Genomic DNA, 23,800 nt, shown 5'->3' with positions numbered 1-23,800 from the left:
GTCCGGATGCCCTCGTAGGCGCCCGGCGCGGGGCAGCCGTCACGGGTGCCCCGGCAGGGGGAGAAGCCGCGCCCAGCGCTGCAGCAAGGGCGCCGGCGCGATCGCCGTACACAACCCGACGACCAGGGCGTACGCCGCCAGTGTTCGCATGCCCGGCGCGGTGGGCGTGCGGACACCCCGCCTCCGCCCCGGGACGCGGCCTGATCGGCGGCAGCACCCCTCCCGTCAGCCGGCGTGCGCGAACGCGGTCCCCTTCGGACGGTGGCGGCGCAGGTTGGCGGCGAGGACGCGGTCCAGCATGCGGTCGGACAGCATCGGGCCCAGACGCATGATCAGGGCGGCGTCCCGGCCCGCGGTGTAGCGGGCGCGGGGTCTGCGGATCGTCACGGCCTTCACGACGACCTGGGCGGCGGCGTCCGGGGTGAGGCCCGACGCGGTACCCGTGGCCATCAGCTCGTTGTTCGCCAGGACCAGGCCGCCGTAGCGCTCGGCCTGCTCCGGTGTCATCCGCGCGGCCAGGTCGTTCGCCGTCGCGATACCGCGGGCGGCGATCTTCGTACGGACGCCGCCGGGCTCGACCACGACCACCTGTACGCCCAGCGGAGCGACCTCCCGGCGCAGCGAATCACTGACCGCCTCCAGTGCGAACTTCGCACCGGCGTACGCGCCGTACGTGGCCATGGCGTACTTGCCGCCGACCGAGCTGATGTTGATCACGCGCCCCTTGCTGCGCAGCAGTGCGGGCAGCAGCGCCTGGGTGACGGCGATGTGCCCGAACAGGTTGACCTCGAAGACCCGCCTCCACTCCGTCAGCGGCAGGGTCTCGACCGGCGCGTTCACCTGGATGCCGGCGTTGTTGACGAGCGCGTGCAGGGGGCGCGGGTCGTCGGCGACCCGCGCGGCGAGTGCCTCCACGTGCCCGGAGTCGGTGATGTCGAGGATGACCGGCTCGATCCCGGCCGCCCGGACGGTGTCGGCGTCGCTCTCGCGCCGTACGCCCGCCAGGACGTGGAATCCCCGGCGAGCCAGTTCGCGGGCGGTCGACGCGCCCATGCCCGTGGAGGCGCCGGTCACGACGATCAGTTTCTCTGCTTCAGATGACGTTGTCACCTTCGTTACGGTACCGGTTCAGGTGACACTGTCAACTGTATGATGGGCGTCATGGTCACCCGCGCGGAATCAGCCGCCGTCACCCGCCGTGCCCTGCTCGACGCCGCCGCCGAACTCCTGGACCTCGGCGGCCCGGAGGCCGTCACCCTGCGCGAGGTCGGTGCGCGGGCAGGCGTGAGCAGGGGAGCGCCGTACCGGCACTTCACGGGCAAGGACAGTCTGCTGACGGCCGTGGCGGCCGAGAGCTGGCAGGGGATCGCCGACCGGATCCACGCCCTGCGCGCCGATCCGGCGCTGCCGGCCGCCGACAGGCTGGGCCGCGCACTGCGCACCCTCATCGGCGTCGGCCGGGACCGGCCGCACCTGTACCAGATGCTGTTCAGACGCCCCGGGCACCGCCCCGAGGAACTGGGTGAGGGGCTCGACCACGTCCGGAGCCGGCTGTGCGGACCGGCGAGCGACCCGGTCGCGGACCGCATCCGTGCGGCGGGACGTTTTCAGGAGGAGTTCCTGGCCGTCGTCGCCGGCCTGGTGGGGGAGCGGAACACGCGGCACTACGGCGCCCTGCTGCTGGCGGGCGCCCACGGCATCGCGGAGATGGAGCTGATCGGCCACCTCGGTGGGGGCGGGTTGCACGCCACGGCGGACGAGCTGGTCGACACCCTCGTACGCATGGTCGCGAACGCGGGCGACGCGGTCTAACGGCGACGTCCACGCCTGGCGCCCTTGCCCGTCGGCATCCTCCTCCACGCCTCGGCGTGGTACGGGTGACGGCGGGCGCGGGGCCGGTGGCGCCGACCGGTCCGAGGAGGCAGACCTCGCGGATGCCGTACGCGGCGGCCGTCGGCACCCGCGGACGACGGTGGTGCCGACCTGACCGGCTCACACCACGCGAGTCCATACCGCACGAGTCTCACGAGACGAACCGACGAGGATGTCACCCGTGCGGCGAGCCTTCCGATCGCGCCGGCCCCGGAACGCGCCGTGCATGCCGCAACCGATGTGTCACGACCCCCAGGTCTCCAGCCGCCACCAGCGCGAGCGCCGCGCACACGGCCGCGAGAACGATCAGCACACCACGGCCGGGACTGTCTTCCGTACCGGAATTCGCCGCCCACACGGCGAATATCACGCTCGCCGCGACGAACAGCGGCAGAAAGCCGGCCGAGAGCAGCAACCGCAGACGCAGGGGACTTCGAGCGGTGGCCGGCTCGGTTCCGGTTCTGGCCCGCCGAAGGCCGAGCGGTCCGGATCGCGCTCGCGACACCGTCCTGTCGGCTTCAGGCTCCTCGGGTCCTTTGCTGCTCATGCGATGCCTCCGTCACTTGTTGGGGATCTGCCCTCCGAAGCCGTGGAACGGGGCTGGGCGCTCGATATCCTGAGACGGGCCGGATCCACCGTCCGTAACCGGTGGACAACGGCTGAAGCCGTGCGCGAGAGCCGTGCGCGAGGCGGTCAGCCCAGGGAGCCGATCAGTTCGTTGCACGCTCGTTCGCAGGTGCGGCACGCCTCGGCGCAGATCCGGCAGTGATCGTGCATGTCGGCGTGGCTCGCGCACTCGTCACCACAAGCTCTGCAGACGGTGGCGCATGCCTGCAGGACCGCCCGGGTGACGTCGGCGTCGTAGCCGGTGTGACGGGAGAGCACCGCAGCGGTGGTGGTGCAGATGTCGGCGCAGTCGGCGTCGGTACGGATGCACTTGGTCAGCTCGGCGACCATCTCCTCCGACAGGCAGGCATCCGCGCACGCGGTACACGCCTGGGCGCAGGCGATGCACGCTTCGATGCAGCGGGCGAGTTTCTCGCGGTCCACGCCGCCCAGGTCGGCGGGGTAGGCCTTGAGCATGTCCTTGACCGCGGTGGTCACGAGTGCCTCCAGCGTGGTGACGTCGACGGGCGGGTGTCAGCCCTTCACGCGTAACACGCATGTGGGGCGTTCAAACGCACCGCACCCACCGTTGTCGGCGGCCCCCAGCTCAATGGAGTGGTCGTGGGAAAGCTCGATGGCAGAGCAGCGGTGATCACCGGCGGATCGACCGGCACGGCGCCGGCCGGCGCCCGACTGTTCGTTGATGAAGGAGCTCACGTCTTCATCGCGGGTATGGGTGAGCAGGGCCAGCTCGGCGAGATCACCGAGGAGCAGTTCCACCGCGCCTCCTCGCTCGACTCGCTCGACGCGCGCTGTGTGGGGCTCCAGGAACTCATGATGCTTCTCTTTTGAGGGGTGCGGTGGGTCAGAAGTAGGTCGGCTCGCGGGGCACGTAGTGCTCCTCGAGGGCTTTCGTCTCGTCGTCGGTGAGGGTGACGCCGAGCGCGGCTGCTGCTGCGGGCAGGTGGTGTTCCTTGGTCGCGCCGACGATGGGGGCGTCGACCACCGGGCGTTTGAGGACCCGGGCGAGTGCGATCGTGGCCATGGAGACGCCCCGGTCGTTCGCGATGCGTTCGACGGCGTCGATGGTCGGCTTGTCGCTGTCCTGCCACAGTGGCCGGCCGTCGAAGTTCTGGTCGGCCGGCAGAGGAAACATCTCCTGTTCCTCTCCTCGCTGGACCAGGTGGTACTGGTCCTGCATGGAGACGAACCTGGTCCATCCGTGCAGTTCGGCGGTGTGCTGCATTTTGGCGAACTGCCAGGCGTACATGCCGGAAGCGCCGAGGTAGCGGGCTTTGCCCGCCCTGACCACGTCGCCTTGCGGGACAGGCCGGAGCCGCCGGGGCCGTCGTGCATGTGCTGGTGGACCTCGGTCGCCAGCACGATGTCGTCGCGCCGTGCGAACTGCGTGATCGCCTTGCCGACGATCGTCTCCGAGGTGCCGAAGCTGTAGATGTTGGCGGTGCCCCAGAAGGTGATGCCGAGGTCGAGCGCCTGCTGGAGGAACGGCGCGGCCTCGTCGTGGTGGAGGGCCCACTTTTCGCGGGAGCCGTCGCCGTAGCTCGTGGTTCCCAGGGCGATGCGGCTGACGGTGAGGCCCGAGGACCCCAACCGGGTGTACTCCTAGTTCCTTGTCCGATCACTCGGTACGGTCGGCGGGTCAGCGGTCGATGCTGGCCATGTTCGCCTCGTCGTGGCGTTCGCCCGCGGCGGGGGTGAGGTTGTTCAGTCGCTCCAGCTGGGCCGGGGTGAGTTCGATGCCGTCGGCGGCGGTGTTCTCCTCGACGCGTGCGACCCTGCGGGTTCCGGGGATGGGGGCGATGTCGTCGCCGCGGGTGAGGATCCAGGCCAGTGCGGTCTGGGCCGGCGTCGCGCCGATCTCGGCGCCGATCGCCTGCACCTCGTCGACGATCGCCAGGTTGCGGTGGAAGTTCTCGCCGGTGAAACGCGGGTTGGTCTTGCGCCAGTCGTCGTCGGGGAAGTCGTCGACGGTGCGGATCTGCCCGGTGAGCAGACCGTGCCCGAGCGGCGAATAGGGGACGAAGCCGATGCCGAGCTCGCGCAGCAGCGGGAGGATCTCGTCCTCGACGTCGCGGGTCCACAGCGAGTACTCGGTCTGCAGCGCGGCCACCGGGTGGACGGCGTGCGCGCGGCGGATCGTGGCGGGGCCGGCCTCGGAGAGCCCGATGTGGCGGATCTTGCCCTCGTCGATCAGTTCCGCGAGGGCGCCGACGGTCTCCTCGATGGGCGTGTTCGGGTCGACGCGGTGCTGGTAGTACAGGTCGATGTGGTCGGTGCCGAGCCGCTTGAGCGAGCCCTCGACGGCGGCCTTCACGTTGGCGGCGCTGCTGTCGGTGACGCCAGGGGCCGGGCTGTCGCCGGAGTGGGAGACCAGACCGAACTTGGTGGCCACGACGACCTGTTCGCGCCGGCCCTTGATGGCCTTGCCGACAACCTCTTCGCTGTGGAAGGGGCCGTAGATCTCGGCGGTGTCGATGTGCGTGACGCCGAGGTCCAGTGCCCGGTGGATGGTGCGGATCGACTCGGTGTCGTCCAGTTCCCCGCCGGTGGTGTAGGTGCCGGCCATGGTCATGGCGCCCAGGCCGATGCGTGAGACGTCCAGTCCGCCCAGTTGTACGTGCTTCATCAGGTACTCCCTTGTCGTGGTGGTGGTCAGGCCTGGTCGGTGGGCATGGCCCAGAGTTCGGCCACTGCCGCGTGCCGGGGCCGGGTCACCATGAAGGCGATCCCCTCGGCGATGTCTGCAGGCGCGAGGCGCTCGTGCTGCTCGTTGAACGGATCGAGCATCTCGGCGTGGATCGTTTCGTTGTTGTGCGAGTTCAGCTCGGTGTCGACGGCGCCCGGCTCCAGGACACCCACCCGTACGTGCCGGCCCGCCAGCTCCTGGCGCAGCGACTCGGTGAACCCGTTCACGCCGAACTTGGTGAGGTTGTAGACCCCGTAGTTCGCCCACGCCTTGCGGCCGGCGATCGAGCTGATGTTGACGATGTCAGCGACCCGGCGCGGTCCCTCCTCGGCGGCCGTGAGCAGGTGCGGAAGGGCGGCGTGGGTGGTGTGGAGCAGGCCCTGGACGTTGACGGCGATCATGCGCTCCCATTCCTGGGGATCCGCGCCGACGACCGGGCCCAGCAGCATCAGGCCGGCGTTGTTGACCAGGATGTCCAGCCGCCCGAACCGTTCCACCGTCTGGTGTACGGCTGCCTCGGCCTGGCGACGCCCGGTGATGTCCGCCTCCACCGCGAGCGCGGTCCCGCCGTCCTGCGTGATCTCGGCGGCCAGCGTTTCCAGGCGGTCCTTGCGACGGGCCACCATGACGACCGCGGCGCCCTGTCCGGCCAGTTCGCGGGCGGTAGCCGCTCCGATACCGCTGCTCGCGCCGGTGACGAGCGCGACGGTGCCGGTCAGTTTCAAAGCCATGGATCTTCCTTCTGTGTCTGCAGGGCAGGCGGTGTCGTACCAGGTCAGGGGGCCTTCAGCCCGCCAGTGCCATGATCGGTGCGGTGGAGCAGGCCCGCCATCCAGGCAACCACCCGCCGGCCCGCCGCGGAGGCCCGTACGGGGGCGCGTTCGTCCGGGGGTCCAGCAGAACCCCTCTGGCTACCCGGACGGTCCACGGGGCCGCCGTACGGTTAACCCATGGACCGCAGCAGCGAGATCCGTGAGTTCCTGCGCACCCGCCGGGCCCGGATCACCCCCCAAGAGGCCGGACTGACCCCCCATGCCGGGCCTCGCCGGGTCCCCGGACTGCGCCGCGAAGAAGTCGCCCAGCTCGCCGGAGTGAGCGTCGACTACTACATCCGCCTGGAACGCGGCCGCACCCAGGGCGTCTCCGAAGCGGTCTGGGAGGCCGTCGCCCGCGCCCTGCACCTGGACGACACCGAACGCGCCCACCTCTTCGACCTCGCCCAGCCCGCAACGGCCGCCCGGGCCCGCCGCAAGCACCCCCTCGCCCCGCAGCGGGTCCGCCCCGCCCTCTACCGGGCCCTGGACGCGCTCAGCGTTCCCGCCGTCGTCCAAGGCAGACGCATGGATGTCCTGGCCGCCAACCGGCTCGGCTACGCCCTGTTCGTCGACTTCGCATCCCGCCCGCACCGCGAACGGAACTTCGCCCGCTTCGTCTTCCTCGACCAGGCCGCTCCCGCCCTCTACACCGACTGGGAAAGAGCCGCCCGCGACACCGTGGCCGGCCTGCGCCTGTACGCCGGACGTCACGCCGACGACCCGCAACTCACCGAACTGATCGGTGAACTGTCCCTGCACAGCGACGCCTTCCGCCGGCTCTGGGCCGACCACGACGTCCGCGCCCACACCACCGGCACCAAACGCCTGCACCACCCCATCGTCGGCGACCTCACCCTCGACTACGTCGTCCTCGCCGCCGAAGACGACCCCGAACAGAGCCTGGTCATCTACACCCCCGAACCCGCCTCCCCCTCCGCCGAAGCCCTCGGCATACTCGCCAGCTGGACCCACACCGCCACCGGAGCGCCCACCTCCACCGACAGGTCACACGACTCGGCCGGCTGACGCCGAGGTGGCCCCGGCCGACGCCGGCGTGGTGAAGGCGTTCAACACCGTCTTCCGTCATGTCCTGGAGAAGGGTCGGCCCGACGTCTTCGTCGCCGGCGACAGCGCGCAGGCCAAGGTGGACGCAGGGATGTTCGTCCTACCCGGGGCCGAAGCGGCTTGATCAACCTCAATCGGCTTGTGAATCACGCAGGTTGATAGGTTCAGTTCGACTTGAACGATCACGGCTGAGGGAGTGAAACGTGACCGGTGCGACCGACCTGCGTCAGACATTGCGGGACATCGAGGTATTCGCCGGCGAGCTCCCCGGGTTCGACCCATCGATCACCCCGGACACGCCGTCCGAGCTGTTCACCGAGTGGTTGCTCAACGCGTTGAGCGCGGGGGTGAAGGAGCCGCATGCCATGACGCTGGCCACGGCGGACGCCGGCGGTGATCCGACCGCCCGCGTACTCATCCTCAAGGACGTGAGCCCCGAGGGCTGGCAGTTCGCCTCGGACGCGAGCAGCGTCAAGGGCCGCGACCTCGCTGTCCGCCCCTATGCGGCGCTGACCTTCTACTGGGCACCGCTCGCCCGCCAGGTCCGGGTGCGCGGACGAGTCGTGCGAGAAACCCCTGAACTGTGCGCTGCGGACTTCCTCGCCCGCGGTGCGGGGGCACGGGCGGAAGCCCTGCTCGGCCGGCAATCGCAACCGCTCGCGGACCTGGCCGAGAGGGATGCGCAGGTGGAGGCGTCGCTCACGCGGGTCAGGAGCGAGCCGGATCTCGTGGCCCCGGGGTGGACGCTGTATTCGGTGCGCCCGGAGTCGGTGGAGTTCTGGCAGGGCGACAAGCAGCGCCGCCACACCCGGCTCGTCTACCTGTCTTCACCAGAGGGGTGGACCAAGCAGATGCTGTGGCCTTAATTCCTGTCCGATCCACGAGTTGGTCGAAGAGCGGACGGGAAGCAGTTGTCGAAGACGATCGTCCGCCGCGGCCGCGTCCTACCGCCTCGCCCCTACCGAACCCCAGGCCGAACGAGCCGCCGCTGGTTGGGCGCGGTGGGAACGACCGCCTACGCGGTCGTTCCCACCGCGAATCCGTATTTCACACCCCGGCGACTCCATCGATACGCTCTCGGATCGAATCGGCATGGCCATTGTGACGTGCGTACTCCTCGAAGACTGCGCGAATGTCCTGGCCTGCGAACACACGCTGAAACCAATTGCGCTCCACCAAGGCCATGTGCTGGACGAGGCCCGGCAACGTCATCGACGGCGGCGCGGCCGAAGCCAGCCGTAATCGATCATCTTTGAGGCCCGAGCACTCCGGAGCAGCCCACCGCCTCCGCGGGAACACCACGCCACGCGACACCCGTCCTCAGCACGTACATGACGCCGGCCAGGACTCGGTTCGGTCGCGCGGATGGGTGCGTCGCCGTCCTTCGTGCGGGCGATCAGTGCTGACGAGCGTGCACAGGGCTGTGGGCGACTTCCTCCGGGCACTTGTCGTGCCGCTTTTGAGCCCGTCGGTCGCGCTGCCAGTCGAACGTCGCCAGCGCCAGGGACGCCGCCATCCCGATGAGGGCGGTGGCCAGTGCGGTGACGACGGCGCCGCGGTAGTCGTCGCCACCGCCGAGTGTCAGGTAGAAGAGACCGGGCAGTGCGGCGGTTCCCACCGTGGCGCCGAGCCGCTGCCCGGTCTGAAGGGCGCCGCCCGCCGCGCCCGCCATGCGCACGGGTACGTCCCGCAGGGTCATGGTGATGTTGGGGGAGACCACGAAGCCGCCGCCGACACCGCCGACGAACAGAACGGGCGCGGCCACCCAGGGAGCGATGTCGAGGGGGACGAAGCGGAGCAGCAGCGCGGTGCCGCCGATGCCCACGATGACCGCGGTGAGGCCGCAGACGGTGAGCAGGCGGCCGAACCGGTCCACCAGCCGGCCGGCGACAACCGCTGCGAGCGCCGAGCCCAGGGCGAAGGGGGTCACGGCGAGGCCGGACCGCAGTGGGGAGAAGTTGAGCCCGTGCTGGTAGAAGAGGGCGAAGACCAGCCAGACACCGCTGAAGCCGACGAAGTACAGCGCGCCGACGCCGGCACCGATGGCGTACCCGCGCACGGTGCTGAACAGGCGTGGGTCGAGCAGCGGTTGAGTGCCTCGGGCGACAAGGCGGCGCTGCCACTGGACGAAGAGGACCAGGAGGGCGGCGCCCACGAGGAACAGCCACCACAGACGGCTGATGCCGCCGGAGTCCGCTTGGACCAGCGGGTACATGAACGCGAGGACGCCGAGACCGAGGAGCAGCACGCCGGGCACGTCCACATGTCCCCAGCCGGACCGCCGGGTGCGGGGGAGCAGACGGCGGCCGAGCAGGACGGCGAGGATGCCGATGGGGACGTTGACGTAGAAGATCCACCGCCAGCCCATGGTGTCCGAGGCCAGGGCGAGGATGGCGCCGCCGGTGATGGGGCCCGCGGCGGAGGAGATGCCGACGGTCGCGCCGAAGAAGCCGAAGGCCCGGCCGCGTTCGGCGCCGCGGAACATCTGTTGGATAAGCGCGGAGTTCTGCGGGGCCATGAAACCGGCCGCGAGGCCCTGGGCGAGGCGGGCCACCACCAGCAGCGTGATGTCGGGGGCCGCTCCGCAGGCCGCGCTGAAGATCACGAAGGCGCTGAGGGACAGCAGGAAGATGCGGCGCCGGTCCAGCGCGTCACCGAGCCGCCCGGCGGTGACGAGGGCGAGGGCGAAGGTGAGGGCGTACCCGGACACCACCCACTGCACCTGAGCGGGGGAGGCGTGCAGGTCCCGCTGAAGGGTGGGCAGGGCGACCGCGACGATCGTCACGTCCAGAAGGCTCATGAAGCCGGCCACCAGGGTGACCCACAGGGCCCGCCACCGGTTCGGGTCCGGCTCGTCGCCGGTCTGCTGAGCGCCCGGCTCACGGCCGCCTGCTGACGTCGGCGTTGTCACATCGGCTCCTCTCACCCGGGCGGATCGAGTTCCCCACCGGTGCACGGCACACACCTCGGCGCACACCTGGGCCCGCGATGCGGTCAGACCGGGGAAAGTCCCGTCCGGGCCGTCACCCGGGGCGTACGGGGAGCGGCGCCGGTGACAGCCGGGCCCCTCCTGTACGGCGGCGCCGCGGGTGCGCCTAGCGTGGGCCCGCCACCGGCCGTCTCATCCGCAGTGCCACTCTCTCCTCGTCCCGTCCGGGCCGCATGCGGTACTGCTCCGCCGGGTGGCGCTCGGCCAGATGCCGCGGTCGGACGAGCCCGGTCTTGTGGCGTGCCGATGCCTGACGGTACGTGGATGCGGTACGCCGTACGCGGTGCGCGGTCGGACGCTCGCCGCCGGGCTCGCGGCATGACTTCAGGCTCGCGTACCGGCGGGCTGCAACTTCCGGATGCCCCGTCGAGTTCGCGCTGATGGAGCTCGATGAGGCCATCGGGGCCAGGGCTGACGTTCTACATGACCAGCCGGTCGAGGTCCGCGTCCACGAACGACTGCACCACCTCGACGTACCGGGCCGGATACCGTGCTGCGGCGGACGGGACTCGCCTCCGCCCGCCCTGAACCGCTCCGCGTCCCGTCCTGTCGCACGGCGGCCTCTTGAGCTGCCCCCTACTGCTCCTGCGAGCGGTGAGCAGGTCAGCGGCGGCGCAGCATCATGACGACGGCCACGATGATGATGATGACGACGATGGTGCCCAGGCCTATGTACATGGGATTCCTCTTCCTCTCGGAACAGCGGCACCCCATCGGTGTCGCAGAAGGTCGTGTGCCCTCGTTGTGGTCGTTCAGCCGGTCCGGGCCGATGTTCTGTCCTGGACGAGACTTGGTAACAGCTGTTACCGTAGGCGCATGGCGAAGACACAGCTGGGTGCACGAGTGGATGAGGACGTGGCGGAGCTCGCGCGCAAGCGCGCCGCCGACCTGGGGGTGAGTGTCGGGGACTACCTCGCCCGGCTCGTCCAGGACGATGCCAGCGGTCTGCGTGCCCGCGGTGTGGAGGCGGCCGCCCGCTTCCTGGCCGATCACCAGGCGGTCTTCGACGAGGCCGAGGACGCTCGGCAGCCAGGGGAAGTGCGCGCGGCCTGATGGAACTGCACATCGATGTTCCCTGGATCCTGCAGGTCGCCGAGGCGGCCGGAGCGGACGATCCCGCCCCCGACGACTACGGCGTACCGGTCGCGGCGGTCGCCCGGCACCGGGCCGAGCTGTTCGAGCAGGACGTCTACGGCGGCCCCTACGCCAAGGCCGCCGCGCTGGTGCACACACTGGGCCGGTGCCGCTGGCTGGAGCGTTCCAACCTGGCCGTGGCCGCCGCGACCGGAGTGATGTACCTCGACGCCGCCGGAATCTCCGTGAAACCCGTGCGTGCGGACGCCGTCGCTCTCAAGGACCTGCTGCTCGACCCCACCTGCACGGCGGGGAGGATCGCGGCGCTGCTGCGGACCTGGCCCACCACCACCTGATTCCGCGCGTCCGCCGTCGCCCGTCGGCGGTGCGCCGTCCGGACCTGCGCCGTCCACCCCTGCGCCGTCCGGTCCTGCGCACGGGCCGTCAGAGCCCTTGAGGTCACCAAGGTCACCGAGTCTGTCAGGAGACCGAGGGCGTGGGCGGGGTCCACCGCCGGGTGCGGGGGACCGTGCTGGAGATGCCGTAGTCCTTCTTGAGCTGTTCGGGGATCGCGTAGTGCATGACGCGCCCTCGGGTGAGGGAGGACAGCTCGAGCACGGTGGTGAGGTGTCCGAGCCGGTCCAGCGCCCAGGCGCCGAGCGGGGAGCGGTCCTCGACGGTTTCCAGGACGCCGAGAAGGTGCGGCACGGCCTTGACGACGGTGTCCCAAGGAGTACGTCGTACCTGGAGCCAGTCGGCGCAGGTGTCGCCGATGAGGTGGCGGATCAGCGCGGAGACGATCGGGTCGAAGAAGGTCCCCGGCACGACCTCCTCGTACAGGTCGACCAGCTGCCGGGTCAGCTGCGCGCCCTCCGCGGAGGGCCCCATGTGCCGGACCATGTACAGGTCGAGGAAGGCGCGTGCCTCGTCGAGGGTCCTGGGGACGGCGTCCTGGTCGACGCCGAGCATGGCGCCGACCACACGCCAGGCGTAGTAGTAGGCCTCCGCGCCCTCCGTCGACATGTGGATGCCCAGACGGTGCAGGCTGTCCAGCACCAGCAGGGAGAAGAACATCTGCCCGCCGATCAGGTCCTCCTGGCAGATCGGTGCTCCCAGCGCGGCGGTGTCCCACCGGTCCTCGCGCCTGAGGTGGTGGCGGATCGAGGCGTGCAGGAGGCGGACCTTCTGCGCCGCCGGAACGAAGCGGCTGCCGGCCTCGAAGGCGTCGGGCTGCATCAGATGGACGGTGAACTGGCCCGTCTCCGCCATCCGCTTGGAGGGATAGTCCAGCCCGTGGGTGGCGGACAGCAGCTTCGCCACGTGCGGCACGAGATAGCAGGCGGGCATGGCGGCGAAGGACAGCGCGGTGGAGATGTGCACGTTGTTGTCGATGAAGAACAGTCGGGCCTTCTCCATCTCCGACCAGTCCACCCAGGCCGGCGGCGCGCTCGTGGCCCGGAGGTACTCCCGGGCGACAGCGGGCAGCCCGTCGGGCAGGGGAGCGCCGGCGGTGGACACGTACCGCATCAGGGTGTTGAACGTACCGACTTCCCCGCGTTCGAAGAGCGTGGCGACCGTGGCGTCGGCGAGTTCGTCGCCGTTCTCGCGCAGCGCGTCCAAAGACCGTGCGGTGTGGGGCATGGCAATCTCCTTGTCGTCGCGGGGATCCGTCGCGGGGATCCGTCACAGGAATCCGCCGCGGGACTTCGTTACGGCAGTCAGGTCCGGCGGACCGCCGCCGAATGCGCCAGCGCGGTCAGGGCGAGGGCGGCGGGCGCCGGCGCCCCCCACTCGTGGAGGGCCGCCAGGGCTTCCTCGACCCGCGCGGTGATCATGGCCTCGATGCGATCGGGGGACTTCAGCCGGCGCATCGTCGCGCGGACCGCGTCCAGCGCCTCCGCGTCCGCGTCGCGCCGGCCCAGGAAGGTGCGCAGCAGGTCCCGGTCGTCGTCGTCGGCGAGGCGCCAGGTCTCCGCGAGCAGGGCCGTGGGCCGGTGGCCGCGCAGGTCGTCGGCGTTGGCCTTGCCCGTGTGCCGCGGATCCCCGAACAGGCCGAGCAGGTCGTCCCGCAGCTGGAACGCCTCACCGAGCGGCAGTCCGTAGGCGGAACAGCCCGCTCGCTGCCTCGCGTCGGCCCCGGCCAGCGCCCCGCCGATCAACAACGGCTGTTCGACCGTGTACTTGGCCGTCTTGTAGCGGATCACCTTCAGCGACGCCGAGGTGTCCGGTCCGGCTCCGGTACGCAGGATCTCCAGGCACTCGCCCGCGATCAGTTCGCGTGCCATCACCGACCACAGCGGGCGGGCCCGGGCCAGGTAGGCGGCGGGCAGCCCGCTCGTGGTGAACAACTGCCCGGCCAGAGCCATCAGCAGGTCCCCGACCAGCATCGCCAGTGACCGTGCGGCGGCGAGGGCGCGCGGACGGCGGCGTACGGCACCTCGCAGGGCCATGTGCGCGGTGGGCCGGCCGTGCCGCAGAGGGCTGTCGTCGATGAGGTCGTCGTGCACGACCGCGGCGGCGTGCACCAGTTCCATGGACGCCGCCGCGCGGACCAGGGCGTCGCTGTCCGGCTGTCCCACCGCACGCCAGCCCCAGTAGCAGAACGCCGCCCGCAGCCGTTTGCCGTCCGCGACCGCCGCCTCCACCTGCTCGGCCACCGGCGCCAGGAGCGGATCGATCGCCGCGAACCGGTCGGCCTCCTCGGCGACGACCTGACGGAGCACGGCGTCCACGCGGATCTTGAACGCCGCCGGATCCCAGTGCCCGGACGTCATCGACGGCCTTCCGCGCCATGACGTGCCATGACGTGCCGGGCGAGGATCTCCAGGTGGGCCGGGGGAGAGTCCGCGTACCGGTCCAGCACCAGTCGCCCGCGTGCCCTCAGATCCCGCTCGGCCTCCGCGGCCAACTCCGTGGCGTCGGAGCGGCGTAACAGCCCGCGCACCGTCCCCAGGGCCGAGCCCAGCGTGCTCACCGTCAGATCGGCCAGCCCGGCGACCAGCAGTACCGCCTGGCTGTCCGAACCCTCCCGCCGTCCCGTTTCCCTCGTCATGCCATCTCCCCACACCCCGTACACCGGGACGGATGCGATCCCCGCCGTCCTGATGAGCATCACGTCACCGCGGACACGGGGCGCAGGGAACTCACGATCGAGTGATCACATCGCTCGGCCGTACGGATCATGGGTGCGTGGTGCGTGGTGCGTGGTGCGTGGTGCGGGTCGCGGAGGCGAACGGAACCGCCCTGTACGTTTGTGCATATTTACTTCTCGGGGACGACCACGTCCTCGGCTGCCACACGTCTGGATCGAGCCCGCAGTGATAGACCCGGCCACACGCCGCCGCCGCACGGCACTGTTCCTCTTCTTCCTCATGCCGGGCCTGTCGATCTCCTCCTGGGTGACCCGGACGCCGGACATCAGGGACCAACTGGACGCCTCGACCGCGCAGATGGGCATCGTGCTGTTCGGCCTCTCCGTCGGCTCGATGCTCGGCGTCCTCGGCTCCGGAGCGCTGGTGGCGAGATTCGGGACCCGGCCGGTCATGGGGTGGGGGACCGCGCTCGTCGTCTCCAGCATGGTGGTGATCGGCTGCGGAGCGCTCTGGTCGTCCGCGCCGGTTGTCATGGCGGGACTCTTCCTCTTCGGCGCGGGCATGGGCGGCGGCGAGGTCGCGGTCAACATCGACGGCGCGGAGGTCGAGCGGATCACCGCCCGCACGGTCCTGCCCACACTCCACGGGTTCTTCAGTCTCGGGACCGTCGTGGGCGCCTCGCTCGGCATCCTGTGCACCGCCGTCGGCTTTCCCGTGCACTGGCATCTGGCGGCCGTCGCCGTCGTCACCACCGCCATGTTCGCCCACGCCCTGCGGGCCGTCCCCCGCGGAGTCGGCCGGACCCGCGGCAGCCGGCACGGTGCCGCCGAGGGCAAGCCGCGGCATTCCGCGGTCTGGAAGGACCGGCGCCTGCTGCTGATCGGCGGGATCGTGCTGACCATGGCCCTGGCCGAGGGCGCGGCCAACGACTGGCTTCCGCTGCTCATGGTCGACGGACACGACATGGACCCGGCCCTCGGGTCGGCCGTCTACGCCGGCTTCGCCGCCGCCATGGCGATCGGCCGGTTCGGCGGAGGTTTCTTCATCGACCGCTACGGCCGCGCGCCCGTCGTGCGCGCCAGCGCGGTCTCCGCCGCGCTCGGCCTCGCCGTCGTCATCTTCGCCGACAACGCCTTCCTCGCCGGAACGGCCGTGCTCCTGTGGGGACTCGGAGCGTCGCTCGGCTTCCCCCTCGCCCTCTCCGCGGCCGGGGACTCCGGACCCGACGCGGCGGCCCGCGTCAGCCTCGTGGCGATGATCGGCTATGTCGCCTTCCTCGTGGGGCCACCCGGCCTGGGCTTCCTCGGCGACCACTACGGCCTGCGCGCCGCGATGACCGTCGTCCTGGCCTTCGTCGCCGTGGCGGTCCTCCTCGCCCCCGCGGTCGGCACCCGCCGCGCGACACCACCGGCGGCCTCCGCGCCCGACTCGCGGCCGGCACCGGCGGACGGACCCCGACGGCCCTCGCAATGAGGCCGCCCGAGCCCCGCACGTACGCCTGAGGCCGGCCGGCAGGTGGCCGGAACGGCTCGTGGTCCCGCCGGGGAGGCGACGTCCGTGACGATGATCACCGACGTCGGCGCCCTCCTGGCCGACGGCTTGTCCGATAATCTCGTCGATGGAGGGGTCGGATGCCATGGCATCCGCTGTGAGGAGGCGATGGTGTCCAGGAGGCGTGCGCGTGTGCTCGCGGGCGCTCTGGTCCTGGCCTGCCTGGTGCTCCTCGGCCCCAGCGGGCCGACCGGTTCCCTCTTCGGCGACACGTCGCTGTCCGTCGAAGAGCCCGTGGACGTCGTGCCGAACCGCGTCATGACGTGGAACATCTGCAACCCCTGCGAGGAGAGCAACGTCAACCGGGCGGCGGAGATCGCCGCGTCCGCCCCGCAGGTCGTCGGTCTGCAGGAAGCGTGTGTACGGGACGTCGAGCGGATCCGGGACCATCTGCGGTACCGCTACGGGCTGGTCTACCGCGTGGAGTACGGCACGGTCCTGCGCAACTGGGGCCGCTGCGGGGGACTGCCGTGGAGTCCGGGAGCCTACGGCCAGGCCGTTCTCTCCGCGTCACCGATGACGGACGTCGTCGACGTCGAGTACCCCGACGGCGGATCCGAGGACCGTGGGTACATGGCCGTCACCACCACGGTGGGCGACAGGTCCGTCCGGGTCTTCAACACCCATCTCGCCGAACGGCGTCAGGAAGCGGTCCGGGCGCAGCAGACCGGAGTGCTCGCCGCGGAGGTGGCACGGCACGATCGCGCGATCGTCCTCGGCGACTTCAACGCCGTGCCCGACACCCCCGAACTCGCCCGGATGTGGACACTGGCCGCGGACGCGGACCCCGAGTGCGGTCCCTCGCCCACCGGTGACTGCGAGGTGACCACCGACTGGCAGAGCAAGTTCGACTACATCTTCCTGCGAGGCGTGGTCGCGCTCGGACACCGCGTCCGTCCGACCCCGTACTCGGATCACCACCCGCTGCGCGCCGACCTGAACTGAACTCAACCGGAGCGAGGGGACGGGCACATGGGCGATCAGGTCCGGCCGGCGGATGCCGAACCGCATATCGGAGTGGTGGGCGTCGGCCGGCGCGCTCCCCTGGCCACACTCGCGAACCGGCCGGGCCGCTCCCGGGTGGTGTCTCCTGCGCCGACCCCCACCCCAGAGGGCAGGACGACGCCAGACGCCTGTCCGGAGCGGACGTCGCGGTGCGCGAGCGGTACGAGGACATGCTCGACGACGGCCTGGACGCGGTGTTCGTGGAGAAGCCCCTCGGGATCTCCGTCGACGACTGCGACACCCTGCTCACCGCCGCCCTCCGCTCCCGCACCCGCCTGTACGCCGGCCACAACCTGCGCCGTCTACCGGTGCTGCGGCGTATGCGCGAGCCGATCGACGACCCCACAGGACGACGGTCCGCACGGCGGCCCGGACCGACCCTCACCCGTGCTTGTGGGCGGGGCGGGACCGGGCGTTACGATGGCGCGGACCCTGTCGGGCGACAGACCGTGACGAGTGGAGTCGCAAGCTGAGGGAGGGTGAAGTCGGTGGGACCAGCATGATCGCGTACGACACCCGGGAGCGCGCGGTCGGCGAGACCGGCCACGGCGACCACCTGTGTCTGGCGTTCACCGACGATGCCGAACAGCGACGGGTGGCCGTCGCCTATCTCCTGGACGGTCTGCGACGCGGCGAGCGGGTCATGTACTTCGCCGACCGGAGCACGCCCGAGCAGGTGCTGGACTGGCTGCGCGGGGCCGGGGCGGACCCGGCGCCGGCGCTGGCGAAGGGCCAGCTCACCGTGACCACGGCCGGCGGCAGTTACCTCGCCGGGGGACCCTTCGACCCCGATGCCATGGTGGCCACCCTCCACCAGGAGGTCGCCGGCTCGCTCAGGGCCGGCTACACGGGCTTCAGGGTCAGCGGTGAGATGGGCTGGGTCCTGCGGGACACGCCGGGCGCCGAGCGCCTGGGCGAGTACGAGACGAAAGTGAACGAGGTGTTCACCGGGCGTCCCGCCTCGGCGATCTGCCAGTACGACGCCCGTCGCTTCGACCCCGCCGTCCTGCACGACTTCGACCGGCGGCATTCCGGCTCGGTGGAACAGGAACCCCTCCACACCGGCTCCATGCTCAGACTGGTGCCGTCGTTCCGCGACGGGCAGCGTTCCCTGCGCGTGGTCGGCGACGTGGACCACCACTCCGCCCAGGCGCTGGCCGCGGCGCTGGAGACCACCCTGGACTGGCCCGGTGACATCATCGTCGACATGAGCGGCCTGCAGTTCATCGACCTGGCCGGAGTACGGGCACTGGTGCGCGCCGCGGAGCGGCTGCCCGCCGGACGGTGCCTGCACGTGGTGGATCTCGCGCCGATGCTCAGCCATGTCATGCACGTGGTCGGCTGGGACCAGGTCCCCTCCCTGACCGTCACCGCACGGGAGGTTCCGGCGTGACGGCGGACACGACGACCCCGCGCCCGCACGCCGGGTCCGCACCACGTCTGACGCACCAGGCACTGGTCTACGACAGTGAAGAGACGTTCCTGTCGTCGACGGTGCCGTTCTGCCTCGACGGCCTGGACGCGGACGACGCCGTCCTGGCGGTGACCACCGGGGCCAACATCGGCCTGCTGCGCCAGGCGCTGGACGACGCGGCCCGGGAGATCGAGTTCGTCGACGCCGACGACTGGTACCACGCGCCCGGACACACCCTGGGGGCGTACCACCGCTACGTCGACCGGCGCACCGCCGGCGGCCGGCACCGGCGGGTGCGGGTGATCGGCGAGCCGGTGTGGCGCGGGCGCGACGCGCTGGAGACGCTCGAGTGGACCCGCTACGAGTCGGCGATCAACGTCGCCTTCGCCGACTGCCCGGCGTGGATCGTGTGCCCCTACGACACCCGGTCCCTGCCCGAGGACGTGGTGGCCGGCGCCCGGCGCACCCACCCCGAACTGGTGGCGGACGCCCGCGCACGGATCAGCGAGCACTACGCCGCACCGGCCGGCCGCCACGGGCCCTGGCGACGCCCGCTCGAGCCGGTGCTCGCCGACGGCGAGCACGCCGTGACGGACTTCGGGACCGACCTGTCCGTGCTGCGGGGCTTCGTCGCCCGGACCGCCGACACCCTGGGCGTCCACGGCGACAGGGCGCAGCGACTGGTGTTCGCCGTCAACGAGGTGGCCACCAACGCGCTCCAGCACGGCGGCGGCCACGGGCAGGTGACGCTGCGGCGGTCCGGACACCGCGTCGTGTGCGACATCACCGACCCCGGCGACGTCCTGGGCCCGGACTGGTACCTGGGCTACCTGCCACCCGGCGCCGGACAGCGCAGCGGGCACGGCCTGTGGGCGGTGCGCCAGCTGTGCGACCTGATGGAGGTCGACGCCACCCCCGGCCGGACGACCGTGCGCCTGCACCTGGACCTGCGGCCGCCGTCCCCGCCCAGGGTGTAGCCGGTACTCGCGGCGGGCGGTCAGCCGCCGTCGGCCAGACCGTGCACGGTGACCAGCTCGGTGATGCCGGACACGGCCAGGACCGGTTCCAGCAGGGGCGTCGCGATGAGCTGGATGCGGTCGCTGTGGGCGAACAGGGTGCTCAGCCCGGCGCTGTCGAGGTACTCCACGCCTGTCAGATCGACGACGAGCGGCCCCTCGATCCCGCCGAGCGCTTCGCCCAGAGCGGCGGTGTTCGTCATGTCGATCTCACCGACGACCGTCAGCAGCGCGCTGCCGTCCGGCTGTTGACCGGGGATGAGAGTGAGCGGGGTGGTCATCAGGCGATCCTAGTGTGCATGGCGACGGTGGTGCCGGTCGTGTCGGCCGTGATGGTGACCTGCTGCATCAGCGCGTTCATCAGACCGATCCCGCGGCCCCGGTGGGTGTTGAGATGGGGTTGCGGTTTCTTCCAGCGGCCGCTGTCGGCCACGGTCAGGTGCAGGGCGTCGACGAGGGCCTCCGCGCGCAGCCGCACGCTTTCGCCCGGGGCGTCGCGGTGTCCGTGTTCCACGGCGTTGGCGCAGGCTTCCCCCGCGGCGACCAGCACGCTCTGCACCATGTGCGGCGGCAGGTCGCACTGGCCCAGCCAGCTGCGCAGGGCCTTGCGGACCGGTGCCAGTTGCGAGGACTCGGCGGGGAAGGTCATCTCCAGCGGCGCCGGGTGCCGGTACAGCAGCAGGGCGACGTCGTCGTCGTAGCCGTTCAGCGGGGCCAGCCGTGCCATGACCTGGGTGGCGAGGTCGTCGACGGGGGTGTCGCGGCCGTCCTGGACGGCCTCGCCGGCCTGGCCGATGCCGACGGTCAGGGGCCGGCGCCGGCGCTCGACGAGCCCGTCGGTGTACAGCAGGAGGGTGGCGCGGGCCGGGACGGTGCAGCTCGCTTCGGGGCGGTGCCGGCCGGGCCGCACGGCCAGCGGGATGGAACGCCCCTGTTCGAGGAGTGCGGTGGTGCCGTCCGGACGGGCGAGGATGCCCGGCGGGTGGCCGGCACTGGAGTACGTCAACTCGCCGGTCCCGGGGTTCAGGACGCCGCAGAAGACGGTGGTGCACAGGGCGCCCGGGATGCCGGCGGCGAACTGGTCCAGGGCCATGAGCGTCTTGGCCGGACCGGCGTCCTGCAGGAGCAGGGCGCGGCAGGCGCTGCGCAGCTGCCCCATGACGGTGGCCGCCTGGAGGCCGTGCCCGACGCAGTCGCCGACGACGATGCCGATACGCCCGTCGGACAGGATGACGGTGTCGTACCAGTCACCGCCGACCTCCAGCGGACGGGCCGCCGGCTCGTAACGGACGGCGAACCCCTCCGGCAGGTGGGAGGGGCCGAGGATGGCGCGCTGCAGCGCGATGGCGGTCTCGCGCTGCTGGTCGATCTGGTGGGCCCGCACCAGGGCCTGGGCGAGCTGTCCGGCCATCAGGGACAGCAGGAGCTGGTCCTCGTCGGTGAACGGGCGGTTCTCCCCGAGGCTGACGTGCAGCACCATCGGACCCTCGGGATGGTTCACGGTGATCCCGGTCCCGGTGGCGTCCGAGACGGCCGTGAGGGAGGGCTGCCGTAGCCAGGCGCCGAACCGCTCACGCCGCTCGGCGGGGAGGGCTTCCCACGTCAGGTCGGGGTCGGTGGAGGTCACCTCCGGGTCCCGTCCCTCGGGACGCACCACCGCCAGTACGCACTGCGCGTTCCACAGGTCCCGCAGCTCGGTCAGGGCGCCCCCGAGCGCCTCGGGAAGGCTGGTCGCCCGGTTGAGCCGCATACCGAGGGCGGCCTGGGCGCTCTCGCGTTGGATGGCGTAGTGCTCGGCGGTGACATCGCGGAAGGTGCCGACGATGACCTGGCTGCCGGTGTCCGGGTCCTGTGCCTCGCTGAACATCGCGGTCACCCACAGCCGGTGGCCGTCCCGGTGGCTGACGGGGATGGTGTAGGAGCCCTTGGCGTTCCCCGTGAGCAGGGAGAAGGCCGCGGCGACCTGGTCGTGGGCGCCGGCGTCGGTCTCGGCGTCCGGCCACCAGGGGTGGATCGGCTGGTAGGGGAGTTCTTCCGGTCCGTAGCCGAGGATGTCGGTGAAGGCGGTGTTGATCTCGATGACGGCGCCGTTCTCGTCGCACACGAAGAACGCCTCCTGCAAGGAGTCCACGAGTGCGGCGCGCCAGCGGGCCTGGTGGTTGCGCAGTCGCGCCAGCTCCATGTTGGCCCGCACCCGGGCCAGCAGTTCGGCCGCGGCGAAGGGCTTCACCAGGTAGTCGTCGGCGCCGGCCTGCAGTCCCTCGATCGAGGCATCCTGCCCGGCCCGGGCCGACAGGAGCAGCACGGGCACGGAGGAGGTACGCGTGTCCTCGCGCAGTTTCGCCACCAGGGACAGGCCGTCCAGCTCCGGCATCATGACATCGCTGATCATGAGGTCGGGGGCCTGGGCGCGTACGGATTCCAGGGCCTGCACCCCGTCCCCGACGGTGTCGACCCGGTATCCGGCGCCGGTCAGGATGCGTGTGAGGTAGTCCCGCATGTCGGCGTTGTCGTCCGCCACCAGCACCCGCGCCGCCACCTCCCGCCGGACGGAACGGTCCTCGGCCGGGTCCGCGCCGGTGTGCGGCACCGGCGGCCGCCCGTTGTCGGCGGGCAGCCAGCGCAGCGCTTCCTGCAGGTAGGGGTTGGTCGGGGAGATCGCACGGGTGTCCTGGCGCGGGGCCACCGATTCCGGGGGCAGGTGGGCCGTGCCGAAGGGCAGGCGGATGGTGAAGCGGGTGCCCTCGCCCTCGACGCTGTCGGCGGTGATCGTGCCGCCGTGCAGGCCGATGAGTTCCTTGACCAGGGCGAGACCGATGCCGCTTCCCTCGTTGGAGCGGGAGCGGGCGTTCTCGATGCGGTGGAAGCGCTGGAACAGCCGGGGCACCTCGTCGGCCGCCACGCCGATGCCGGTGTCGGCGATCGTCACCACCGCGTGGGCGTCCTCGGCGCGTACGGTGACCCGGATGCCGCCGTCGAAGGTGAACTTCAGCGCGTTGCTCAGCAGGTTGAGGACCACCTTCTCCCACATGCCGCGGTCGAGGAGGACCGGCTCGTCGAGCGGCGGGCAGTCCACGTCGTAGGCGAGGCCCGCCCTCTCCACGGCGGAGCGGAAGACGCTGGCCAGTTCGGCGGTGAGGACGGACAGGTCCACCGGCTCGTAGGTGGCCTGCATCCGGCCCGCCTCGATGCGGGAGAAGTCCAGCAGGGTGTTGACCAGCTTGCCGAGCCGAAGACCGTTGCGGTGGACGACCTCCAGCTCCTCCCGTACCCGTGGGTCGCCGTCCGTGAACTGCGTACGCAGTTCCTCCAGCGGTCCCATGATCAGCGTCAGGGGGGTGCGGAACTCGTGGCTGATGTTGGAGAAGAAGGTCGTCTTGGCGCGGTCGAGCTCCGCCAGTTCCTCCGCCCTGCGCTGCTGCGCCTCGTAGCTGCGGGCGCTCGCGATGCCCGCCGACAGGTGTCCTGCCAGCAGTTCGAGGAACCCGCGGTAGCCGTCGTCCAGGGCGCGGAACGGATTCAGTCCGGCCACCAGGAACCCGTACGGGGTGTCGCCCTGCTGCAGCAGCGGCATCACCAGCGCCTGTTCGGGCGGTTTCCTCCAGCTGCCCCGCGGCAGATCGGCGAACGGCGTCTCCCGCAGCGGCGTCACCAGCGACTCGCCTGCGGACACTTCGGCCAGGGGCCAGACACCGCCCCCGGGCGGCAGGACGACCGGGGCGGCGGGGTGCCCGGGCGGCATCCCGTTGCCGCCCGCCAGCGCGGCGGAGCCGTCCGGCCGGAAGAGGTAGGTCAGGGTGAAGGGCAGATCCTGCGGATTACGGCTCAGCTGCTGGTCGGCGAAGGCCAGGATCTCCTGCTCGGTGCGCACCACGCTGGGGTCGGAGCCGAGGTCGCGCAGTGTCGTCATACGGCGTTCGCCGATGACCCGCTCGGTCTCCTCGCTCACCACGCACAGCATGCCGACCACCGCGCCGTCGTCGTCGCGCAGCGGACTGTAGGAGAAGGTGTGGTAACTCTCCTCCGTGTACCCGGACCGTTCGACGAACAGCAGCAGGGCCTCGTCCCAGGTCGCCACGCCCGTGGTCATCACGGTGCCGATACGGGGGCCGATGTCGTCCCAGATCTCCGTCCAGACCTCGCTCGCGGGCCGCCCCAGGGCCCACGGGTACTTCTGGCCGAGGGTGGCGCGCCGGTAGGCGGCGTTGCAGAAGAAGGTCAGCTCCTCGCCCCACGCCATCCACATCGAGAACCGGGACGACAGCAGGATGCTCACCGCCGTCCGCAGACTCTGCGGCCACCGGTCCGGCGGGCCCAGCGGCGTCCTCGACCAGTCCACCCGCGCGAGGTCGCGGCCGACCTCCGCGTCGGCGGCGAACACGCCGGCTCCGGCGCCCGCGGCGCGCTCCTCGTCGGCGTCCTGCGAACGGACCACCGGACACACCTTCTTCCTCCGCGTGTACCTGTCGAACACGACGCCGGCCGGACCGGGACGGGGATTCACGACGCGTACGACGCGCGTTGATCACATGGGGGCAGGGTAGTCGACCGGAACAACTTCGTAGGATAAGTCAGTCGGCCGGGACTCCATCGC

Annotated in this window: 22 protein-coding genes and 3 pseudogenes; 12 read left to right on the top strand and 13 right to left on the bottom strand. The window is 71.1% G+C overall.

The genetic code is table 11. The features are described from left to right. Positions 1 to 225: 225 nt before the first annotated feature. Positions 226 to 1,110: an SDR family NAD(P)-dependent oxidoreductase gene (locus tag QFZ75_RS00605; RefSeq protein WP_307533186.1), complete on the bottom strand. Its 885-nt coding sequence runs from the start codon at positions 1,108 to 1,110 to the stop codon at positions 226 to 228. 51 nt (positions 1,111 to 1,161) lie between these two features. On the opposite strand from QFZ75_RS00605, the gene QFZ75_RS00600 reads away from it, so the two are divergent. Continuing rightward, positions 1,162 to 1,812, top strand: coding sequence for a TetR/AcrR family transcriptional regulator (locus tag QFZ75_RS00600; protein WP_307533184.1), 651 nt, complete (start codon positions 1,162 to 1,164; stop codon positions 1,810 to 1,812). A gap of 235 nt (positions 1,813 to 2,047) precedes the next feature. Here QFZ75_RS00600 and QFZ75_RS00595 read toward each other — a convergent pair whose 3' ends face one another. Further along, positions 2,048 to 2,419 carry a DUF6343 family protein gene (locus QFZ75_RS00595; protein ID WP_307533182.1) on the bottom strand — a complete coding sequence of 124 codons (372 nt, stop codon included), beginning with the start codon at positions 2,417 to 2,419 and terminating at the stop codon, positions 2,048 to 2,050. A 146-nt stretch (positions 2,420 to 2,565) separates the two neighbouring features. Next, positions 2,566 to 2,976, bottom strand: a complete 411-nt coding sequence (locus QFZ75_RS00590; RefSeq protein ID WP_307533180.1) for a four-helix bundle copper-binding protein — start codon at positions 2,974 to 2,976, stop codon at positions 2,566 to 2,568. A gap of 123 nt (positions 2,977 to 3,099) precedes the next feature. Between QFZ75_RS00590 and QFZ75_RS00585 the strand changes: the two are divergent. Then, positions 3,100 to 3,210, top strand: a pseudogene (locus QFZ75_RS00585) (dehydrogenase); the annotation flags it as partial. Positions 3,211 to 3,343: 133 nt separating this feature from the next. Here the strand turns inward: QFZ75_RS00585 and QFZ75_RS00580 are convergent. The 3 genes and pseudogenes from QFZ75_RS00580 to QFZ75_RS00570 all read right to left on the bottom strand — a co-directional run bounded on the left by QFZ75_RS00580 (position 3,344) and on the right by QFZ75_RS00570 (position 5,916). Further along, a pseudogene (locus tag QFZ75_RS00580) lies at positions 3,344 to 4,089 on the bottom strand (aldo/keto reductase). 49 nt (positions 4,090 to 4,138) lie between these two features. After that, positions 4,139 to 5,125 carry an aldo/keto reductase gene (locus QFZ75_RS00575; RefSeq protein WP_307533179.1) on the bottom strand — a complete coding sequence of 329 codons (987 nt, stop codon included), beginning with the start codon at positions 5,123 to 5,125 and terminating at the stop codon, positions 4,139 to 4,141. A gap of 26 nt (positions 5,126 to 5,151) precedes the next feature. Further along, complete coding sequence (locus QFZ75_RS00570) at positions 5,152 to 5,916, bottom strand: SDR family NAD(P)-dependent oxidoreductase (RefSeq protein WP_307533178.1); 765 nt, start codon at positions 5,914 to 5,916, stop codon at positions 5,152 to 5,154. A gap of 219 nt (positions 5,917 to 6,135) precedes the next feature. On the opposite strand from QFZ75_RS00570, the gene QFZ75_RS00565 reads away from it, so the two are divergent. The 3 genes and pseudogenes from QFZ75_RS00565 (at position 6,136) to QFZ75_RS00555 (ending at position 7,931) form a co-directional block, all read left to right on the top strand. Continuing rightward, the gene (locus tag QFZ75_RS00565; protein ID WP_307533175.1) at positions 6,136 to 7,026 is read left to right on the top strand and encodes a helix-turn-helix transcriptional regulator; all 891 of its coding nucleotides are present in this window, start codon (positions 6,136 to 6,138) and stop codon (positions 7,024 to 7,026) included. A 1-nt stretch (position 7,027) separates the two neighbouring features. Continuing rightward, a pseudogene (locus QFZ75_RS00560) lies at positions 7,028 to 7,165 on the top strand (NADP oxidoreductase); the annotation flags it as partial. A 103-nt stretch (positions 7,166 to 7,268) separates the two neighbouring features. Further along, on the top strand, positions 7,269 to 7,931 hold the full coding sequence (locus QFZ75_RS00555) for a pyridoxal 5'-phosphate synthase (protein ID WP_307533174.1): 663 nt from the start codon (positions 7,269 to 7,271) through the stop codon (positions 7,929 to 7,931). A gap of 181 nt (positions 7,932 to 8,112) precedes the next feature. Here QFZ75_RS00555 and QFZ75_RS00550 read toward each other — a convergent pair whose 3' ends face one another. After that, a complete protein-coding gene (locus QFZ75_RS00550) occupies positions 8,113 to 8,379 on the bottom strand; it encodes a DUF664 domain-containing protein (RefSeq protein ID WP_373465789.1) in 267 nt (88 codons plus the stop codon). 82 nt (positions 8,380 to 8,461) lie between these two features. After that, complete coding sequence (locus QFZ75_RS00540) at positions 8,462 to 9,976, bottom strand: MFS transporter (RefSeq protein ID WP_307533173.1); 1,515 nt, start codon at positions 9,974 to 9,976, stop codon at positions 8,462 to 8,464. A gap of 894 nt (positions 9,977 to 10,870) precedes the next feature. Here QFZ75_RS00540 and QFZ75_RS00535 point away from each other — a divergent pair. Beyond that, positions 10,871 to 11,107, top strand: a complete 237-nt coding sequence (locus QFZ75_RS00535) for a hypothetical protein (RefSeq protein WP_307533171.1) — start codon at positions 10,871 to 10,873, stop codon at positions 11,105 to 11,107. Further along, on the top strand, positions 11,107 to 11,484 hold the full coding sequence (locus tag QFZ75_RS00530; RefSeq protein WP_307533169.1) for a fic family toxin-antitoxin system, toxin component: 378 nt from the start codon (positions 11,107 to 11,109) through the stop codon (positions 11,482 to 11,484). The genes QFZ75_RS00535 and QFZ75_RS00530 overlap by 1 nt, the downstream gene beginning before the upstream one ends. Before the next feature lie 124 nt (positions 11,485 to 11,608). Here QFZ75_RS00530 and QFZ75_RS00525 read toward each other — a convergent pair whose 3' ends face one another. The 3 genes from QFZ75_RS00525 to QFZ75_RS00515 all read right to left on the bottom strand — a co-directional run bounded on the left by QFZ75_RS00525 (position 11,609) and on the right by QFZ75_RS00515 (position 14,180). After that, a complete protein-coding gene (locus QFZ75_RS00525; RefSeq protein WP_307533167.1) occupies positions 11,609 to 12,769 on the bottom strand; it encodes an oxygenase MpaB family protein in 1,161 nt (386 codons plus the stop codon). Positions 12,770 to 12,846: 77 nt separating this feature from the next. Next, positions 12,847 to 13,902 (bottom strand): polyprenyl synthetase family protein, encoded by a 1,056-nt coding sequence (locus QFZ75_RS00520; RefSeq protein ID WP_307533165.1) that lies wholly within the window; start codon positions 13,900 to 13,902, stop codon positions 12,847 to 12,849. Then, the gene (locus QFZ75_RS00515) at positions 13,899 to 14,180 is read right to left on the bottom strand and encodes a polyprenyl synthetase (RefSeq protein WP_307533163.1); all 282 of its coding nucleotides are present in this window, start codon (positions 14,178 to 14,180) and stop codon (positions 13,899 to 13,901) included. The genes QFZ75_RS00520 and QFZ75_RS00515 overlap by 4 nt, the downstream gene beginning before the upstream one ends. Positions 14,181 to 14,448: 268 nt before the next feature. On the opposite strand from QFZ75_RS00515, the gene QFZ75_RS00510 reads away from it, so the two are divergent. From QFZ75_RS00510 to QFZ75_RS00490, 5 genes are all read left to right on the top strand, one after another. Next, positions 14,449 to 15,693: an MFS transporter gene (locus QFZ75_RS00510; RefSeq protein ID WP_307544157.1), complete on the top strand. Its 1,245-nt coding sequence runs from the start codon at positions 14,449 to 14,451 to the stop codon at positions 15,691 to 15,693. 186 nt (positions 15,694 to 15,879) lie between these two features. Beyond that, positions 15,880 to 16,716: an endonuclease/exonuclease/phosphatase family protein gene (locus QFZ75_RS00505; protein WP_307544156.1), complete on the top strand. Its 837-nt coding sequence runs from the start codon at positions 15,880 to 15,882 to the stop codon at positions 16,714 to 16,716. A gap of 209 nt (positions 16,717 to 16,925) precedes the next feature. Next, positions 16,926 to 17,249, top strand: a complete 324-nt coding sequence (locus QFZ75_RS00500; RefSeq protein ID WP_307533161.1) for a hypothetical protein — start codon at positions 16,926 to 16,928, stop codon at positions 17,247 to 17,249. A gap of 26 nt (positions 17,250 to 17,275) precedes the next feature. Beyond that, positions 17,276 to 18,169 carry an MEDS domain-containing protein gene (locus tag QFZ75_RS00495; protein WP_307533159.1) on the top strand — a complete coding sequence of 298 codons (894 nt, stop codon included), beginning with the start codon at positions 17,276 to 17,278 and terminating at the stop codon, positions 18,167 to 18,169. Further along, positions 18,166 to 19,167: a sensor histidine kinase gene (locus QFZ75_RS00490; protein WP_307533157.1), complete on the top strand. Its 1,002-nt coding sequence runs from the start codon at positions 18,166 to 18,168 to the stop codon at positions 19,165 to 19,167. Before QFZ75_RS00495 ends, QFZ75_RS00490 begins: the two co-directional genes overlap by 4 nt. Before the next feature lie 20 nt (positions 19,168 to 19,187). On the opposite strand, the gene QFZ75_RS00485 is transcribed toward QFZ75_RS00490, so the two are convergent. Then, positions 19,188 to 19,487, bottom strand: a complete 300-nt coding sequence (locus tag QFZ75_RS00485; protein ID WP_307533155.1) for an STAS domain-containing protein — start codon at positions 19,485 to 19,487, stop codon at positions 19,188 to 19,190. After that, a complete protein-coding gene (locus QFZ75_RS00480; protein ID WP_307533153.1) occupies positions 19,487 to 23,641 on the bottom strand; it encodes a SpoIIE family protein phosphatase in 4,155 nt (1,384 codons plus the stop codon). The genes QFZ75_RS00485 and QFZ75_RS00480 overlap by 1 nt, the downstream gene beginning before the upstream one ends. Between the last annotated feature and the right edge of the window lie 159 nt (positions 23,642 to 23,800).

Origin of the sequence: Streptomyces sp. V3I8, from assembly GCF_030817535.1 — a bacterium.
Classification (GTDB): domain Bacteria; phylum Actinomycetota; class Actinomycetes; order Streptomycetales; family Streptomycetaceae; genus Streptomyces.
The sequence above is the reverse complement of the archived record's forward strand: the minus strand, read 5'-3'. Positions and strand labels throughout refer to the sequence as shown.